This window comes from Pseudomonas sp. MYb118 (genome assembly GCF_040947875.1).
Lineage (GTDB): Bacteria > Pseudomonadota > Gammaproteobacteria > Pseudomonadales > Pseudomonadaceae > Aquipseudomonas.
Map to the genome: position 1 here is coordinate 355,077 of NZ_JBFRXN010000001.1, position 16,057 is coordinate 371,133.

Annotated in this window: 12 protein-coding genes; 5 read left to right on the top strand and 7 right to left on the bottom strand. The window is 61.6% G+C overall.

Going from position 1 to position 16,057, the window contains the following annotated elements; translation table 11 throughout:
- Nucleotides 1-108: 108 nt before the first annotated feature.
- From ABVN20_RS01665 to acnA, 3 genes are all read right to left on the bottom strand, one after another.
- Nucleotides 109-1,674, bottom strand: a complete 1,566-nt coding sequence (locus ABVN20_RS01665; RefSeq protein WP_368553559.1) for a methyl-accepting chemotaxis protein — start codon at nucleotides 1,672-1,674, stop codon at nucleotides 109-111.
- Between the two features lie 103 nt (nucleotides 1,675-1,777).
- Nucleotides 1,778-2,560: a lysostaphin resistance A-like protein gene (locus tag ABVN20_RS01670; RefSeq protein WP_368553561.1), complete on the bottom strand. Its 783-nt coding sequence runs from the start codon at nucleotides 2,558-2,560 to the stop codon at nucleotides 1,778-1,780.
- A 211-nt stretch (nucleotides 2,561-2,771) separates the two neighbouring features.
- A complete protein-coding gene (acnA, locus tag ABVN20_RS01675; RefSeq protein WP_368553563.1) occupies nucleotides 2,772-5,513 on the bottom strand; it encodes an aconitate hydratase AcnA in 2,742 nt (913 codons plus the stop codon).
- A gap of 338 nt (nucleotides 5,514-5,851) precedes the next feature.
- On the opposite strand from acnA, the gene rlmM reads away from it, so the two are divergent.
- Together rlmM and tusA are read left to right on the top strand one after the other, a co-directional pair.
- Complete coding sequence (gene rlmM, locus ABVN20_RS01680) at nucleotides 5,852-6,925, top strand: 23S rRNA (cytidine(2498)-2'-O)-methyltransferase RlmM (RefSeq protein WP_368553565.1); 1,074 nt, start codon at nucleotides 5,852-5,854, stop codon at nucleotides 6,923-6,925.
- Nucleotides 6,926-7,114: 189 nt separating this feature from the next.
- Complete coding sequence (tusA, locus tag ABVN20_RS01685) at nucleotides 7,115-7,366, top strand: sulfurtransferase TusA (protein WP_368553567.1); 252 nt, start codon at nucleotides 7,115-7,117, stop codon at nucleotides 7,364-7,366.
- Nucleotides 7,367-7,409: 43 nt separating this feature from the next.
- Here tusA and ABVN20_RS01690 read toward each other — a convergent pair whose 3' ends face one another.
- Together ABVN20_RS01690 and ABVN20_RS01695 are read right to left on the bottom strand one after the other, a co-directional pair.
- Entirely contained in the window at nucleotides 7,410-7,691 is a 282-nt protein-coding gene (locus ABVN20_RS01690) for a type II toxin-antitoxin system RelE/ParE family toxin (protein WP_368553569.1), read from the bottom strand.
- The gene (locus ABVN20_RS01695) at nucleotides 7,681-7,929 is read right to left on the bottom strand and encodes a type II toxin-antitoxin system Phd/YefM family antitoxin (RefSeq protein WP_368554546.1); all 249 of its coding nucleotides are present in this window, start codon (nucleotides 7,927-7,929) and stop codon (nucleotides 7,681-7,683) included. Before ABVN20_RS01695 ends, ABVN20_RS01690 begins: the two co-directional genes overlap by 11 nt.
- A gap of 317 nt (nucleotides 7,930-8,246) precedes the next feature.
- On the opposite strand from ABVN20_RS01695, the gene pdxB reads away from it, so the two are divergent.
- The gene (gene pdxB / locus ABVN20_RS01700; protein WP_368553571.1) at nucleotides 8,247-9,389 is read left to right on the top strand and encodes a 4-phosphoerythronate dehydrogenase PdxB; all 1,143 of its coding nucleotides are present in this window, start codon (nucleotides 8,247-8,249) and stop codon (nucleotides 9,387-9,389) included.
- Nucleotides 9,390-9,538: 149 nt separating this feature from the next.
- Here pdxB and ABVN20_RS01705 read toward each other — a convergent pair whose 3' ends face one another.
- Complete coding sequence (locus tag ABVN20_RS01705) at nucleotides 9,539-9,718, bottom strand: PA1571 family protein (protein WP_368553573.1); 180 nt, start codon at nucleotides 9,716-9,718, stop codon at nucleotides 9,539-9,541.
- Between the two features lie 249 nt (nucleotides 9,719-9,967).
- On the opposite strand from ABVN20_RS01705, the gene ABVN20_RS01710 reads away from it, so the two are divergent.
- Complete coding sequence (locus tag ABVN20_RS01710) at nucleotides 9,968-11,737, top strand: ABC transporter transmembrane domain-containing protein (RefSeq protein WP_368554547.1); 1,770 nt, start codon at nucleotides 9,968-9,970, stop codon at nucleotides 11,735-11,737.
- Between the two features lie 252 nt (nucleotides 11,738-11,989).
- Here ABVN20_RS01710 and ABVN20_RS01715 read toward each other — a convergent pair whose 3' ends face one another.
- A complete protein-coding gene (locus tag ABVN20_RS01715) occupies nucleotides 11,990-13,918 on the bottom strand; it encodes a transglycosylase SLT domain-containing protein (RefSeq protein WP_368553575.1) in 1,929 nt (642 codons plus the stop codon).
- Nucleotides 13,919-14,131: 213 nt separating this feature from the next.
- Here ABVN20_RS01715 and ABVN20_RS01720 point away from each other — a divergent pair, with 213 nt between their 5' ends.
- The gene (locus ABVN20_RS01720; protein WP_368553577.1) at nucleotides 14,132-16,051 is read left to right on the top strand and encodes an ATP-binding cassette domain-containing protein; all 1,920 of its coding nucleotides are present in this window, start codon (nucleotides 14,132-14,134) and stop codon (nucleotides 16,049-16,051) included.
- Nucleotides 16,052-16,057 lie beyond the last annotated feature (6 nt).

A 16,057-nucleotide genomic window follows, 5' to 3' on the forward strand; every position in this document is an offset into this window, starting at 1 on the left:
GGCTCGCTCCCACAGTGGCGGGTGTTGTTCACAAATCCTGTGTTCAACAACAAAACCCTGTGGGAGCGAGCCTGCTCGCGATGGCGCCGTAACAGACACCCATTAACCTCAGCGGTTAAACCGCTCCACCAGCGAATACTGGGTATTCGCCGTCTTGATCAGCTCTTCACTCAGCAGCGCCGAGTTCTGCGCCTGTTCCGAGGTCTGGTCGGCCAGGTGCGAGATGTTGCTGATGTTGCGGCTGATCTCCTCGGCCACCGAGTTCTGCTCTTCGGTGGCGGCGGCGATCTGCGTGGTCATGTCGGTGATGTTGGCCACCGCTTCGCTGATGCCCACCAGCGCCTGATCGGCCTCCAGTACCCGCGCCACACCTTCTTCGGCCTGGCGATGGCCGGCGTCCATGGTCTGCACGGCGGAGTTGGCGGTCTGTTGCAGCTTGGCGATCAGGGCATGGATCTGCCCGGTGGACTCGCTGGTGCGCTGGGCCAGTTGGCGGACTTCATCGGCCACCACGGCAAACCCGCGCCCCATCTCGCCGGCGCGTGCCGCTTCGATGGCGGCGTTGAGCGCCAGCAGGTTGGTCTGGTCGGCGATGCCCTTGATCACATCGACCACGCCGCCGATCTCGTCGCTGTCCTTGGCCAGTTGCGTCACGGTCAGGCCCGTTTCGCCAACCACTTCCGACAGGCGCTGGATCGCCTCGCGGGTTTCCCCGGCGATGTCGCGACCGCGACCGGTCAGGCGGTTGGCTTCCTGGGTGGCGTCAGCAGTGCGCTGCACGTGGCTGGCGACTTCCTGGGTAGTGGCGGCCATCTGGTTGACGGCGGTGGCCACCTGCTCGGTTTCGACGCGCTGGCGTTCCAGCCCGGTGGAGCTGTCGTGGGCCAGCGAGTCGGACTGCCGGGCTTGCTCGGTCAGGTGCTCGGCGGTGTCCTGCAGGCGGGTCAGGCAAGTGCGCAGACGGGCTTCCTGGCTGAGGATCGACATTTCCAGGCGCGCCTGCGCACCACGGCTGTCGGTGTACATCTGCGCAATCAGCGGGTCGGAGGTGGTCTGTTCGGCCAGGCGCAGCAAGCGCTTGAGACCGCGCTGTTGCCAGCTCAGGCCCAGCAGGCCCAGCGGGACCGACAGGCCGGCGGCCAGGGCGAAGCCCCATTGCGAGTTGAGCGAGGCGCCGATCATGAAGCTCAGTTGGCTGACCAGGATGAACGGCAGCCAGTCCTGCAGCACCGGCAGCCATTTGTCCGAGGACGGAATCGCCGACTTGCCCTCGTTGATGCGCTGGTAAAGCGCTTTGGCACGCTGGATCTGTTCAGCGGTGGGCTTTACCCGCACCGACTCGTAACCGACGACCTGATTACCTTCGTACACCGGCGTGACGTAGGCGTTGACCCAATAGTAGTCACCGCTCTTGCAACGGTTCTTGACGATGCCCATCCAGGGCAGGCCTTGTTTGAGCGTGCCCCACATGTGCGCGAACACCGCTGCCGGTACGTCGGGGTGACGGACCAGGTTATGCGGTGCACGAATCAGTTCGTCCCGGGAATACCCGCTGATCTCGACGAATGCGTCGTTGCAGTAGGTGATTACGCCCTTGGTATCGGTTGTGGAAATCAACCGTTGTTGCGCCGGAAATGTCCGTTCGCTTTGAGTAATGGGCTGGTTGTTACGCATGGCATTTTAAGTCCGCAAGGCTTTCCAGTGTTGTCGGCACCCCTCGCGATTAACTGAAATTAATTTTTAATATTTGCCGAAGCGTCATCAACTGACCGGCGCGTCAGCCGGCCAGCATCGGGTAAGTGAACAAGCCAAAATGCAACAGGTTCAAGCCCAAGTGCGTGGCGATGGCTGCACCCAACCCGCCAAAACGATAGGCCAGCCCATAGCCGATACCTGCCAGGCCAGACAGCAACACCCAATGCCAGCCCGCGCTCGAGTGAGCGAGGCCGAAGACCAGTGACGCGAGCAACAGGGCCAGCAGTTCGCCGTGGCGCAGGTGTTTGAAGACGCGGCTCAGTCCACCCTGGATGTACCCGCGAAATAACGCTTCTTCCACCAGGGTTACCAGCAACAGGTTGTTGAACAGCCACAACCAGGCTTGATCAGGCCATTTCGGCGCCCAAGCGATCACCCCCAGCAACAGCGCGCCGCCCAACGCCAGCAGGGTGCTCACCGCCAATCCCAGCGCCGTGGCGCAGGCGGCCAGACGCAGCGAGCGCACCCCGACTATCCAAGGACAGACCAGCAGCAGCCAGAAACCAATCAATGGTTTGTCCAGGTTCAGGTACATGGAAAACGGCACGGCATTGTCGGTGAAGCGCTGGGGTTGGATGCCTCGCCCGTTATGGAAGCCGGGCAGCCAGTGCATCGCCAGCGCCAGGGCCACGAACAGGAACAAGGCGTGCCCGAGCGGACGTCCGATGCGGATGTACCGGTGGTGCGCGGCGAAACCGGCGATCACCAGCAACAGGACGGTGATGCCGGCCAGCCAGCCGAGTTGGCCATAGGACAGGGCCAGGCCGTAGCCGAGTGTGAGCAGAATCAGGTAGGGCCAGGGCATTGAGTGTCCTTGTGCGGATCTTTTGTAGGAGCGAGCTTGCTCGCGATGGCGGTGTGTCAACAAAACTTGCACTGACTGACACACCGCATCGCGAGCAATCGAGCGTCGACCGGCTGCTCCTACAGGGGGGGCGGGGTGATGAGGGTGGGGTGATTATACGGGCGCGCAAATGAAAGCACCGCCCGAAGGCGGTGCGGGTGTGAGGCATTTCTCAGGACGCGATCAACTGCCGCAATACGTAGTGCAGGATTCCCCCCGACTTGAAGTATTCGACCTCATTGAGCGTGTCGATCCGGCACAACACATCGACTTTCTCGCGGCTGCCGTTTTCACGGGTAATCACCAGCGTCAGGTTCATCCGCGGGGTCAGTTCGACGCCGGAGAGGCCATGGATGTCCAGGGTTTCCTTGCCGGTGAGGTTCAGGCTCTTGCGGTTCTGGTCCAGCTTGAACTGCAACGGCAATACACCCATGCCCACCAGGTTGGAGCGGTGGATGCGCTCGAAGCTTTCGGCGATGACCGCCTTGACCCCCAGCAGATTGGTGCCCTTGGCTGCCCAGTCACGGCTCGAACCGGTGCCGTATTCCTGACCGGCAATCACCACCAGCGGCGTCGCCGTGGCCTGGTAGCGCATGGCCGCGTCGTAGATCGCCATGCGTTCCCCGGTAGGAATGTAGATCGTGTTGCCGCCTTCTTCGCCGCCGAGCATTTCGTTGCGAATACGGATGTTGGCGAACGTACCGCGCATCATCACCTCATGGTTGCCACGCCGGGAACCGTAGGAGTTGAAGTCGCGCGGCTCCACGCCTTTGTCGCGCAGGTAGCGACCCGCCGGGCTGTCGGCCTTGATGTTGCCGGCCGGGGAGATGTGGTCGGTGGTCACCGAATCGCCCAGCAGCGCCAGCACGCGTGCGCCGCTGACGTCGCCGATGGCCGGTGGCGGGCCACCGATGTCGTCGAAGAATGGCGGATGCTGGATGTAGGTCGAGTCGTCCTGCCAGACGTAGGTCGCTGCCTGGGGCACTTCGATCGCCTGCCATTGTTCGTCGCCGGCAAACACTTCGGCGTATTCCTTGTGGAACATCGAGGTGTTGACCCGGTTCACCGCCTCGGCAATTTCCTGGGTGCTCGGCCAGATGTCACGCAGGTAGACCGGGTTGCCGTCCTTGTCGTTGCCCAGCGGTTCGCTGCTGATATCGGTGCGCACCGTCCCGGCCAGCGCGTACGCCACCACCAGCGGCGGGGAGGCCAGCCAGTTGGTTTTCACCAGTGGATGCACGCGGCCTTCGAAGTTACGGTTGCCCGACAGCACCGAGGCGACGGTCAGGTCAGCGCTCTGGATGGCTTTTTCGATCGGTTCCGGCAGTGGCCCGGAGTTACCGATGCAGGTGGTGCAGCCGTAACCGACCAGGTCGAAACCGAGTTGATCCAGATAGGGTGTCAGCCCGGCGGCCTTATAGTAGTCGGTCACCACCTTGGAGCCAGGAGCCAGCGAACTCTTCACCCAGGGCTTGCGCTTGAGGCCTTTCTCCACGGCTTTTTTCGCCACCAGGCCGGCGGCCATCATCACGCTCGGGTTGGAGGTGTTGGTGCACGAGGTGATCGCGGCGATCACCACCGCACCATTTTTCAGGCGGTGAGTCACGCCTTCGAATTCATAGTCCACTTCGCCGGCCATGTCGGCATTGCCCACGGCCACACCGCCACCGCCCTCGCTTTCCAGGCGGCCTTCTTCCTTGCTGGTGGGTTTGAGGGTGAGGCCGATGAAGTCGCTGAAGGCCTGCGCCACCTTCGGCAGCGCGACCCGGTCCTGCGGACGTTTCGGCCCGGCGAGGCTGGCTTCGACGCTGGCCATGTCCAGTGCCAGGGTATCGGTGAACACCGGCTCCTTGCCCGGCAGGCGCCACAGGCCTTGGGCCTTGCTATAGGCCTCGACCAGCTTCACGGTTTCCTGTGGGCGGCCGGATAGGCGCAGGTAGTCGAGGGTGACGTCATCCACTGGGAAGAAGCCGCAGGTGGCGCCGTATTCCGGGGCCATGTTGGCGATGGTCGCGCGGTCGGCCAGCGGCAGATCGGCCAGGCCGTCGCCGTAGAACTCGACGAATTTGCCGACAACGCCTTTCTTGCGCAGCATCTGCGTGACGGTCAGCACCAGGTCTGTGGCGGTGATGCCTTCCTTCAGCTTGCCGGTGAGCTTGAAACCGATCACTTCCGGGATCAGCATCGACACCGGCTGGCCGAGCATCGCCGCTTCCGCTTCGATACCGCCGACGCCCCAGCCGAGCACGCCGAGGCCATTGATCATGGTGGTGTGCGAATCGGTGCCGACCAAGGTATCGGGGAAGGCGTAGGTGCGGCCGTCCTCGTCTTTGGTCCAGACGGTGCGGCCCAGGTATTCAAGGTTGACCTGATGGCAGATGCCAGTGCCCGGTGGCACCACGCTGAAGTTGTCGAAGGCACTCTGGCCCCAGCGCAAAAAGGCGTAGCGTTCGCCGTTGCGTTGCATTTCGATGTCGACGTTTTGCTCGAAGGCGCTGGGGCTGGCGAATTTATCGACCATCACCGAGTGGTCGATCACCAGGTCCACCGGCGACAGCGGGTTGATGCGCTGCGGGTTGCCGCCGGCCTTGGCCATGGCGGCACGCATGGCCGCCAGGTCGACCACGGCGGGAACGCCGGTGAAGTCCTGCATCAATACCCGCGCGGGGCGGTACTGGATTTCACGGTCCGAGCGGCGCTCCTTGAGCCAGGCGGCCAACGCTCGCAGGTCGGCGCCGGTGACGGTCTTTTCGTCTTCCCAGCGCAGCAGGTTTTCCAGCAGCACTTTCAACGACATCGGCAACGTGTCCAGGTCACCGAGGCTCCTGGCGGCATCGGGCAGACTGAAATAGTGGTAAGTCTTGTCGTCGATTTGCAGGGTTTTAAGGGTTTTCAGGCTATCGAGGGACGGCATTGCAATCACTCCTTTGCGTCCGCACGGCTACGGACTGAGGGGACGGGCAGAGCATTAAACCTAGCTCTGTTTGCTGCGTAAGGCGAATGACCGGATAACTTTTGTGTCATCTCGGCGGATACGATACTCAGAGTCTGTGACCATCGTGATCGTTCGACCAGATCGTCTCAATCGTCAGTTGGTGTTAAGCCACTAAACCAAGGGATAGCGAGGTTTTTGGTTGGGTCCGGCAGCCCGAACTCGGCTATCATGCGCCGGTTTTCGTGACAGGCTTCGCTTCAACGCAAGCCTGGGCATCGCGCAGTGGCGTCCTGTTCGCCATCTGCCCAGGAGTAAGAATGAACACCCTTTTCATGCATTGCCGGCCAGGCTTCGAAGGTGAAGTCTGCTCCGAGATTTCCGAACATGCCGCCCGGCTCAACGTGGCCGGGTACGCCAAGGCGAAAGCCGCCACCGCCTGCGCTGAATTCATCTGCACCGAAGACGGCGGCGCCGAGCGCCTGATGCATGGCCTGCGGTTCGCCGAGCTGATCTTCCCGCGTCAATGGGCCCGTGGGCGCTTCATCGACTTGCCGGAAACCGACCGCATCAGCGTGATCCTCGCGCACATGACGGACTTTCCGGTCTGCGGCAGCCTGTGGCTGGAAATGGTCGACACCAACGACGGCAAGGCCCTGTCCAATTTCTGCAAAAAACTCGAAGTGCACCTGCGCAAGGCGCTGATCGCGGCGGGCAAGCTGGTGGATGACCCGAGCAAGCCGCGCCTGTTGCTGACGTTCAAAAGCGGTCGCGAAGTGTTCGTGGGGCTGGCCGAATCGAACAATTCGGCGATGTGGCCGATGGGCATTCCGCGCCTGAAGTTCCCCCGCGAGGCGCCGAGCCGTTCGACCTTGAAACTGGAGGAGGCCTGGCACCACTTCATCCCGCGCGATCAGTGGGACGATCGTTTGCACAGTGACATGACGGGTGTGGACCTGGGGGCTGCACCCGGTGGCTGGACCTGGCAACTGGTCAACCGTGGCATGCTGGTGACCGCCATCGACAACGGCCCGATGGCCGAAAGCCTGATAGAAACCGGCCTGGTGCAGCACCTGATGGCGGACGGCTTCACCTATAAGCCGCGGCAGCCGGTGGACTGGATGGTCTGCGACATCGTCGAGAAACCCGCGCGCAACGCAGCGATGCTGGAAGAGTGGATCGGCGAGGGCCATTGCCGTGAGGCGGTGGTCAACCTCAAGTTGCCGATGAAGCAGCGTTATGCCGAAGTGAAGCGCCTGCTCGAACGCATCGCCGATGGATTCAAGGCGCGCGGCATCCGGGTCGAGATCGGCTGCAAGCAGCTGTACCACGACCGCGAGGAAGTGACCTGCCATCTGCGCCGGCTGGATGTGGCAAAACCCAAATCCCGTTAACGCATCGCCTTGTGGGTGTTGCCGACCCCTGTGGGAGCGAGCCTGCTCGCGATGATCATCAACGATTCGCTGGGTACCTGATAACTCGCGGTGTTCTTCAGCTCATCGCGAGCAGGCTCGCTCCCACAGATAGGGGTGACCGAACACCCGGCAATGCGCGACAATGCCGGCCTGTTTCAGGAGTAAATCATGAGTGAACCCCTTGATACGCCGGTAGACGGCACCCTCGACGCCACCGGCCTCAACTGCCCGGAACCGGTGATGATGCTGCACCAGCACATCCGTGACCTGGCCCCCGGCGGCCTGCTCAAAGTGATCGCCACGGACCCGTCAACCCGTCGCGACATCCCCAAATTCTGCGTGTTCCTCGACCACGAACTGGTCGCGCAGCATGAAGAGGCGGGCACCTACCTCTACTGGATTCGCAAGAAACTCGCATGACCACGCCGTTGCTGCTGCGGACCCGCTGGCGTGCTCTGCGCCGTCAGCGGCAGCCTGCGTCGTTGTAAACCTCGCCACGCTCCCTCTTGCCCACAGCAATGACCGTCACGACCAGCATTTCATCAATGACCCGATATACGAGCCGATACCCGGCACTGTTCAATTTGATCTTGTAAGCGTTGCCCAGTCCGTTGAGTCGGTCCCCGGGTATATGCGGATTGCTCAAGCGTTCCTGAAGCTTTTTCTTGAACTGTTCTCTCAGTGTCGACCCAAGCTTTCGCCATTCTTTCCAGGCTTTCTCGGAGAACGCCAGGTCATAGGTCATCAATTGAAACCTTGATGGTCGGGTCGTTTTCTCGTTCCTTGCATAGAGCGATCAACTCCAGATCGTCCAATCGGTTCATCAACGCTTCATATTCTTTGGCCGGAACACAGTAAAAGGCAGGCTCGTTGCGATTGAGAATTGCAACTGGCAGACCTCGCCCGGCGGCGACGGTGCCCATAGGATTTTTTTTCAGTTCCGAGATGCTTGCTACAACCTGCGAGAGCAAGAGATGCGGCATGAGGGTGTTCCCAAGAGTGCTTTTAGAAGTGCTGAAAATAACACCCTGAAGCACGTCTGGCGCTAGTGCTTTTGACATGGCCGGTATCCTGATTTGGTGAAGCATCAAGTTATCAGCTCTTGCGTTTCACCATTTCTGCGTTCTCTATCGGGCCATTCCTGCCATCCAGTGGGGCCACATCCCACGTTGTGTAGGACCTGCACTTCAGATTCATTGCAAACAGGTTTAATCCCACAAGGTCGAGCACAAGTCCAATATGGACCTAGGCGCCGTATGCCATCTGCGCCTAAACTGCCGACCCGCCAAAGGAGCCTGCCATGCTGATTGTCGCCGACGAAAATATTCCGCTGCTCGATGCTTTCTTCGAAGGTTTCGGTGAGATCCGCCGGGTCGCGGGGCGCTCCATTGACCGTGCTGTCGTTGAACAGGCCGATGTCCTGCTGGTGCGTTCGGTGACCAACGTCAATCGGGCATTGCTCGAAGGCAGCAAGGTGCGTTTTGTCGGCACCTGCACCATTGGCACCGATCACCTGGACCTCGATTACTTCCAGCAGGTCGGCATCACCTGGTCCAGCGCTCCCGGTTGCAATGCCCGTGGCGTGGTCGATTATGTGCTGGGCAGTTTGCTGACCCTCGCCGAAATCGAAGGCGTTGACTTGACCCAGCGCACCTACGGTGTGGTTGGCGCAGGTGAGGTTGGCGGTCGGTTGGTCAACGTCCTGCAGGGGCTGGGCTGGAATGTGCTGGTGTGCGACCCGCCCCGGCAAGCCGCCGAAGGCAGCGGTTACGTCAGCCTCGAGCAGATCATCGAGCAATGCGATGTCATCAGTCTGCACACGCCGCTGACCCGGCAGGGCGATGGCGCGACCTGGCATCTGTTCGACCGCGACCGTCTGAATCAGCTCAAACCCGGTACATGGCTGATCAATGCGAGCCGTGGCCCGGTGGTGGATAACGCTGCGCTGCGCGAGGTGCTGCTGCAACGCGACGACCTGCAAGCGGTGCTCGATGTCTGGGAGGCCGAGCCCGAGGTCGACGTGGCACTCGCCGAACTCTGCGTACTGGGCACGCCGCACATTGCCGGCTACAGCCTTGACGGCAAGCAGCGCGGGACCGCGCAGATCTATCAGGCCTACTGCGATTTCCTGGGTCAACCGGCGCAGGTTCAATTGAGCGATTTGCTGCCGCCACCCTGGTTGTCCCGGTTGACCCTGAGTGCTGACAGCGACCCGGCCTGGGCCCTGGCGATGATGTGCCGTGGCGTGTACGACCCACGCCGTGATGATGCGGATTTCCGTCGCAGCCTTGTAGGCAGTGTCAGCGAGCAGCGTGCGGCCTTTGATGTGCTGCGCAAAAATTATCCTTCGCGCCGGGAAATCGACGGTTTGCAGGTGCAGATCGAAGGGGACTCGCCGCAGTTGCGGGCGATGGTGCTGGCGTTGGGGGCTTCGCTGGTCTAGAGACCGGGTTGGCGCTATCGCGAGCAGGCTCGCTCCCACAGGGAATTGCGGCGTTCGCGAAATGCCTGCTCGCGATACGGGCAACTCGGTCCTACCGAAAAAACAAAAAACCCGGCCATGCAGGGCCGGGTTCGGAAGATGCAGGCTTATCAGCCTTGTTTGGCAGGCTTGACCAATCGTTTTTCCAGTTCGCGGCAGGCGTCCTGGATCATGCCTTCGGTGATTGGTACTTCGCGGCCTTTTTCGTCGATGATCGAGCAACCCAAAGACTGGTTCGGTTGCGTGCGGATCACTTGAATCTTGTCGCTGCTGCTGTGTTGCAAGGACATGGCCTGTCTCCTCATCAGGTTGTGCGCCTACTGTAGAACCGCCAGGTGACCGGGCTGTGACAACTCCCTGCGATCTTTCGGGGCGGCACTGTCAGTCCAACAGAAATAACTTCACATGGCTACCGAAGCCTTAGACCGATAGCGCCTAGAGTATGGTCAATGCGGTCATATTTAACCTGACTCATTGTGATTTACAGAGTTCCCCCCATTAAAAGGTGAAGCTGGCCCCCTTCACTTACGAACTGGAAAATCCCCATGCTTTCTGCCCGTCATCGCCGCGCGATTCGCCTGGCCAGCCGCTTTCTCCTGCCGTATCGCTGGCAGTCCGTGGGGGCCTTGCTCGCGCTTATCGTCACGGCAGGCATCACCTTATCCATGGGGCAGGGCATCCGGTTGTTGGTGGACCAGGGCTTCATGACCCAATCGCCGCATCTGCTCAACCAGACCATTGGCCTGTTCATGTTGCTGGTGGTGGGCTTGGCGTTCGGCACCTTCGTACGCTTCTATCTGGTGTCCTGGATCGGCGAGCGTGTGGTGGCCGACATCCGTCGACAGGTGTTCAACCATCTGGTTTACCTGCACCCCGGTTTCTACGAGAACAACCGCAGTTCCGAGATCCAGTCGCGCCTGACCGCTGATACGACGTTGCTGCAATCGGTCATCGGCTCGTCGTTGTCGCTGTTTCTGCGCAATCTGTTGATGGTGATCGGCGGGATCGTGTTGCTGTTCATCACCAACCCCAAGCTGACCAGCATTGTCGTCATCGCCTTGCCGCTGGTGATCGCGCCGATCCTGATTTTCGGGCGGCGGGTGCGCGGCCTGTCGCGCCTGAGCCAGGACCGCATTGCCGACATTGGCAGCTATGTCTCCGAAACCCTCGGCCAGATCAAGACCGTGCAGGCCTACAACCACCAGGTTCAGGACGAGCAGCGCTTTGCCGCGACAGTGGAGGAAGCGTTCAACACCGCACGCAAGCGGATCTTCCAGCGGGCCTGGCTGATCACCCTGGTGATTGTGCTGGTGCTGGGGGCGGTTGGCGTGATGTTATGGGTCGGCGGCATGGACGTGATGGCCGGGCGGATTTCCGCAGGTGAGCTGGCGGCCTTCGTCTTCTACAGCCTGATTGTCGGCAGCGCGTTTGGCACTTTGAGCGAAGTGATCGGCGAGCTGCAACGCGCCGCCGGTGCCGCCGAGCGGATCGCCGAGTTGCTGCGTTCGGAAAACATCATCCAGCCACCCGCGACAGGACTGGTGGATTTGCCCGAGCGTGTGGCGGGCAATCTTCAACTGCAGGACGTGCGCTTTTCCTACCCGTCGCGGCCTGAAAGCTACGCCATCAATGGCTTGAACCTGACCGTCAATGTCGGTGAAACCCTGGCGCTGGTCGGTCCTTCCGGCGCTGGCAAGTCAACGGTCTACGACCTGCTGCTGCGCTTCTACGACCCCGCCGAGGGCCGCATCCTGCTCGACGGCGTGCCCCTGACGCAGCTCGATCCACTGGACCTGCGCCGTTGCTTCGCCCTGGTCTCGCAATCTCCGGCGCTGTTTTTTGGCAGCATCGAAGACAACCTGCGCTACGGCAACCCGACGGCGACACTGGAGCAGGTGAAGGAGGCGGCAAAAATCGCCTACGCCCACGACTTCATCGAGGCCATGCCCCAGGGTTACCAGACGCATCTGGGCGATGCCGGCCTGGGGTTGTCCGGTGGCCAGCGCCAACGCCTGGCCATCGCCCGCGCGCTGCTGGTGGACGCGCCGATCCTGCTGCTCGACGAAGCCACCAGTGCCCTCGATGCCCAGAGCGAACACCTGATCCAGCAAGCCCTGCCGAGCCTGATGAAAAACCGCACCACCCTGGTCATCGCCCACCGCCTGGCCACCGTGAAAAACGCCGACCGAATCGCGGTGATGGATCAAGGCAAGCTGGTAGCGGTAGGCACCCACCAGGAGTTGATCGCCAGCAATGCGCTGTACGCGCGGTTGGCGGCGTTGCAGTTCAACGCCACGAACACCCTGTAGGAGCGAGCTTGCTCGCGATGAACGTCCAGACACCGCAGGGTACCAGGCATCCCGCGTCATCGTTCACGACCATCGCGAGCAAGCTCGCTCCTACAGACCGATCAAGTAACCGATCAAGTAACCGATCAAGTAACCGATCAAGTAACCGACCAAGTAAAAGCATCCAGCCACACCAGGCGGATTGAACATTTGGCACGAAAAAAGCCCGCATTTTTCAATGCGGGCTTTTTAATTTCAGCGCCTCAACCCAGCTCACTGATCATCAAAATACCGCTCATGCCAATCCACCAGCGGCTGCGGTGAGTTGAGCTTCTGGCCGTAGATCACCGAATACGACAGCACGTTCTGCACGTATTGGCGGGTTTCGTCGAAGGGGATGCTTTCCACCCAGACGTCGAAGCTCAGGTGATCGGCGCCGCGCAGCCACTGGCGTACGCGGCCGGGGCCGGCGTTGTAGGCGGCGGAGGCGAGGACGCGGTTGCCGTTGAACTGGCTGTGCACCTGGCTCAGGTAAGCGGCGCCCAGCTGGATGTTCTTGTTCGGGTCGAGCACCTGTTGCGGCGAGGCCAGGGGAATGCTGAATTTGCGTGCGGTTTCCTTGGCGGTGCCGGGCATCAGTTGCATCAGGCCGCTGGCGCCGACGCTGGAGCGGGCGTCGTCCATGAAGGCGCTTTCCTGACGGGTGATGGCGAACACCCAGCTCGAGTGCAGGCCGCGAACCTTGGCCTCACGCACCAGGGTGTCGCGGTGGGCCATCGGGAAGCGGATGTCCAGGTCGTCCCAGTATTGCGCCTGGCTGATGGTGCGAATCGCCGGGAAGTACCATTTCAGGTCGTAGGCCAGTTTCGCCTGGGCAACCATTTCGTCACGGTTGAAATGGCGACTGACGTGGTACCACTCGCGACGACCGTCGACGATTTGCCCGCGGGCGTGGAACTCCAGGGCACGTCGCACGCCTGGGGTGTTGCGCACCTTGTTCATCAGCGCCTGGCTGAGCACCAGCGGTTTGTTGACCAGCGAGTAGGGTTGTTGCGAGCGGTCGGCGGCGAGGAAACCGTAGAAGTCCCGTTCGCGGGCGAGGTTCTTGTACAGCGTCAGGGCTTCCGGGTTCTGCGGTTGCGCCAGCTCCAGGCTGCGGGCCTGCCAGTAGCGCCAGCGGTTGGTGGTCGCCAGGTCCTGGGGCAGGCGGCGGGTCAACTGATAGGCATCGTCCCAGCGCGCCAGGCGCAGCAGCAGGCGGAGGCGCCACTCGGACACGGTGTTGTCGCGCAGTTCCGGATCGTACTTGGTCATCACATCCAGCGCGCGACTGTCAAAACGGCGCGCGAGGGTCAGGCCGATTTCCCGGGCGATGGCGACTTTTTCATCGCGGGAGAAATGCATGCTGCTGGCGTAGCCGTCGAGCAACTGCATGGCCTTGTCTGGATCCTGACGGGCCAGGCGGCGCAGGCCGAGACTGACGATGTCGGACATCGGCTCGTCAGCGGGGGTGAAGCGTGACGGCTGATTGAGCAATTCAGGTTTCTGCGCCACGTCCACCAACAGGCGACCACGCGGGGCGAGGGTGTTCAGGCCGTTGACCAGGCTGTTGGCCAGCGGGTAATTGCGTGCCTGGGCGGCGAGCTTGGTGCGTTCCCAGCGCTTCTGTTCGGTCAGTTGGCCTTCGGCAGCCCACATGCCGAACAGCGCGTCACAGGCGGCTGGTTGCGATTTGCCGGTCAGCCAGAGCTTGTTGGCGTTGGCATAGCCTTCGGACTTGAGGTTGTGGCTGATCTGGTACTGCGCGTTCAGGCAGTCCAGTTCGGTGAAATTGAGCTTGGGGTCGTAATACTTGACGAAGGTTGCCCAGTCACCGCGTTCGGCCAGCCAGCGCAACCAGCGCAACTTCATCCAGTTGGCCTGGGGCAGGTCGCCGTGTTCGGCGAGGAATTTCTCGATCTCGGCGTTGCTCGCCGTTTTCAGGCGCGCGGTCAGCTCGTCGTAGGCCAGGTAGGGTTCCAGCGGGTAGGTGCTCAGGGCCTGGCTGTAACGGAAGTACGGGCCGGTATCACCCTTGGCCAGGGCGCGCTTGGCTTCATCGTAATATTGGCGTTGGGTGGACAGGTCCACCGCCTGGACTGTTTGGACGGCAGTGGCAGAAAGGAGCAAGCACGATAAAAGACTGAAAAGGCGACTGCGCATGAGACATCCGGGCAGAGAAATCATGACAAACGCGAGCCTTGCCCGCGCTGAATTATCTGTAGCTTAGCCTTTTGCCAGCAGCGGGCGAAAGCTTTGCGGGCCTGTCGGCATCAGTTAGCAACATTTGTGCTGCAGAGTGTCACCAAGGTGAAATTGCCGGCCTTCTGAAGCCTCGATTCAGGTAGAATGCGCGCCCGGTTTTTGGAGAAGCTCATGACCCTGCTCAAATTCAGCGATGTGTCCCTTGCTTTCGGCGCGATGCCGTTGTTGGACAAGGTGTCCTGGCAGATCGCCCGTGGAGAGCGGGTGTGCATCATCGGCCGCAACGGCACTGGCAAGTCCAGCATGATGAAGCTCGTCAAGGGCGACCAGAAGCCCGATGACGGCTCCGTGTGGCGTGCCCCGGGCCTGAAAATCGGCGAATTGCCGCAGGAATTGCCGGTAGCCGACGAGCGGACGGTGTTCGACGTCGTGGCCGCGGGCCTGGACGGTGTCGGTGCCTTGCTCGCCGAGTATCACCACCTGAGCCAGAACATCGTCACCGATGCCGACCTGGAAAAGCTCATGCACGTGCAGCATGACCTCGAGGCCCGTGACGGCTGGCGCTTGCAGACCCTGGTCGACAGCACCCTGAGCCGCCTGCAACTGCCGGCCGACAAGACCCTGGCCGAGCTGTCCGGTGGCTGGCGTCGTCGCGTCCTGCTGGCCCAGGCCCTGGTGTCCGAGCCGGATCTGCTGCTGCTCGACGAACCGACCAACCACCTGGACATCGGTGCGATCGCCTGGCTGGAAGAAGCGCTGAAGGATTTCCAGGGCGCCGTGCTGTTCATTACCCACGACCGTTCCTTCCTGCAAAACCTGGCCACACGCATCCTCGAACTGGATCGCGGCGGGTTGATCGACTGGAACGGCGACTACGCCAGTTTCCTTGTGCACAAGGAAGCTGAACTGGCTGCCGAAGCGACCGCCAACGCGTTGTTCGACAAGCGCCTGGCCCAGGAAGAAGTGTGGATTCGCCAGGGCATCAAGGCCCGGCGTACTCGCAACGAGGGCCGGGTTCGTGCCCTCAAGGCCCTGCGTGTCGAGCGCAGCGAGCGTCGTGAGCGCACCGGCAAGGCCAACATTCAACTGGAAACCGCGGAGAAGTCCGGCAAGCAGGTCATGGTGCTGGAAAACGTCAGTTTTGCTCACCCGGACGGCCCGGTGCTGATCCGTGATTTCTCCATGGTCCTGCAGCGCGGCGACCGCATCGGCCTGCTCGGCGCCAACGGCACCGGCAAGACCACGCTGCTCAAGCTGATGCTCAGCGGCCTGCAGCCCACCAGCGGCAAGGTGGAAGAGGGCACCAAGATCGACGTCGCCTACTTCGATCAGTTGCGCCACCAGCTGGACCTGGAAAAGACCGTGGTGGACAACGTTGCCGAAGGTCGCGATTTCATCGAGATCGACGGCCAGAGCCGCCACGTCCTCAGTTACCTCGGCGACTTCCTGTTCAGCCCGCAGCGTGCCCGCACGCCGGTCAAGGCGCTGTCCGGTGGCGAGCGTGCCCGCCTGTTGCTGGCCAAGTTGTTCAGCAAACCGGCCAACCTCTTGGTCCTCGACGAACCGACCAACGACCTCGACGTGGAAACCCTCGAGTTGCTGGAAGAAGTGCTGCTGACCTTCAGTGGCACCGTGCTGATGGTCAGCCACGACCGGGCATTCCTCGACAACGTGGTCACCAGCACCCTGGTGTTCGAAGGCGAAGGCAAGATCCGTGAGTACGTCGGTGGTTACCAGGACTGGCTGCGCCAGGGCGGTTCGCCGCGTTTGCTCGGGGTGACCGAGAGCAAATCCGGCAAGGCCGACCTGAATTCGGCGGTGGTCAAGGCAGAACCTGCGCCAGTGGCGGCAGCGGTGGAAGCGCCGGCGGCGAAGAAGAAGCTCAGCTACAAGCTGCAGCGCGAGCTGGAGATGTTGCCTGGCCAGATCGAGGCCATGGAACAGCAGATCGCTGACGTCGAGGCGCAGATGGCGGATGCCGGTTTCTACCTGCGTCCTGCTGCGGAAACGGCTGCGGTGATCGCCAAGCTGGAGCAGATGCAGGCCGAACTCGACGTGATGGTCGAGCGTTGGGCTGAGCTGGATGCCTGATTGACT

Excerpts from the sequence above, each read along its gene's own strand:
- ABVN20_RS01665 (WP_368553559.1), bottom strand. The coding sequence starts at position 1,674 with ATGCGTAACAACCAGCCCATTACTCAAAGCGAACGGACATTTCCGGCG.
- ABVN20_RS01670 (WP_368553561.1), bottom strand. The coding sequence starts at position 2,560 with ATGCCCTGGCCCTACCTGATTCTGCTCACACTCGGCTACGGCCTGGCC.
- acnA (WP_368553563.1), bottom strand. The coding sequence starts at position 5,513 with ATGCCGTCCCTCGATAGCCTGAAAACCCTTAAAACCCTGCAAATCGAC.
- rlmM (WP_368553565.1), top strand. The coding sequence starts at position 5,852 with ATGAACACCCTTTTCATGCATTGCCGGCCAGGCTTCGAAGGTGAAGTC.
- tusA (WP_368553567.1), top strand. The coding sequence starts at position 7,115 with ATGAGTGAACCCCTTGATACGCCGGTAGACGGCACCCTCGACGCCACC.
- ABVN20_RS01690 (WP_368553569.1), bottom strand. The coding sequence starts at position 7,691 with ATGACCTATGACCTGGCGTTCTCCGAGAAAGCCTGGAAAGAATGGCGA.
- ABVN20_RS01695 (WP_368554546.1), bottom strand. The coding sequence starts at position 7,929 with ATGCCGCATCTCTTGCTCTCGCAGGTTGTAGCAAGCATCTCGGAACTG.
- pdxB (WP_368553571.1), top strand. The coding sequence starts at position 8,247 with ATGCTGATTGTCGCCGACGAAAATATTCCGCTGCTCGATGCTTTCTTC.
- ABVN20_RS01705 (WP_368553573.1), bottom strand. The coding sequence starts at position 9,718 with ATGTCCTTGCAACACAGCAGCAGCGACAAGATTCAAGTGATCCGCACG.
- ABVN20_RS01715 (WP_368553575.1), bottom strand. The coding sequence starts at position 13,918 with ATGCGCAGTCGCCTTTTCAGTCTTTTATCGTGCTTGCTCCTTTCTGCC.
- ABVN20_RS01720 (WP_368553577.1), top strand. The coding sequence starts at position 14,132 with ATGACCCTGCTCAAATTCAGCGATGTGTCCCTTGCTTTCGGCGCGATG.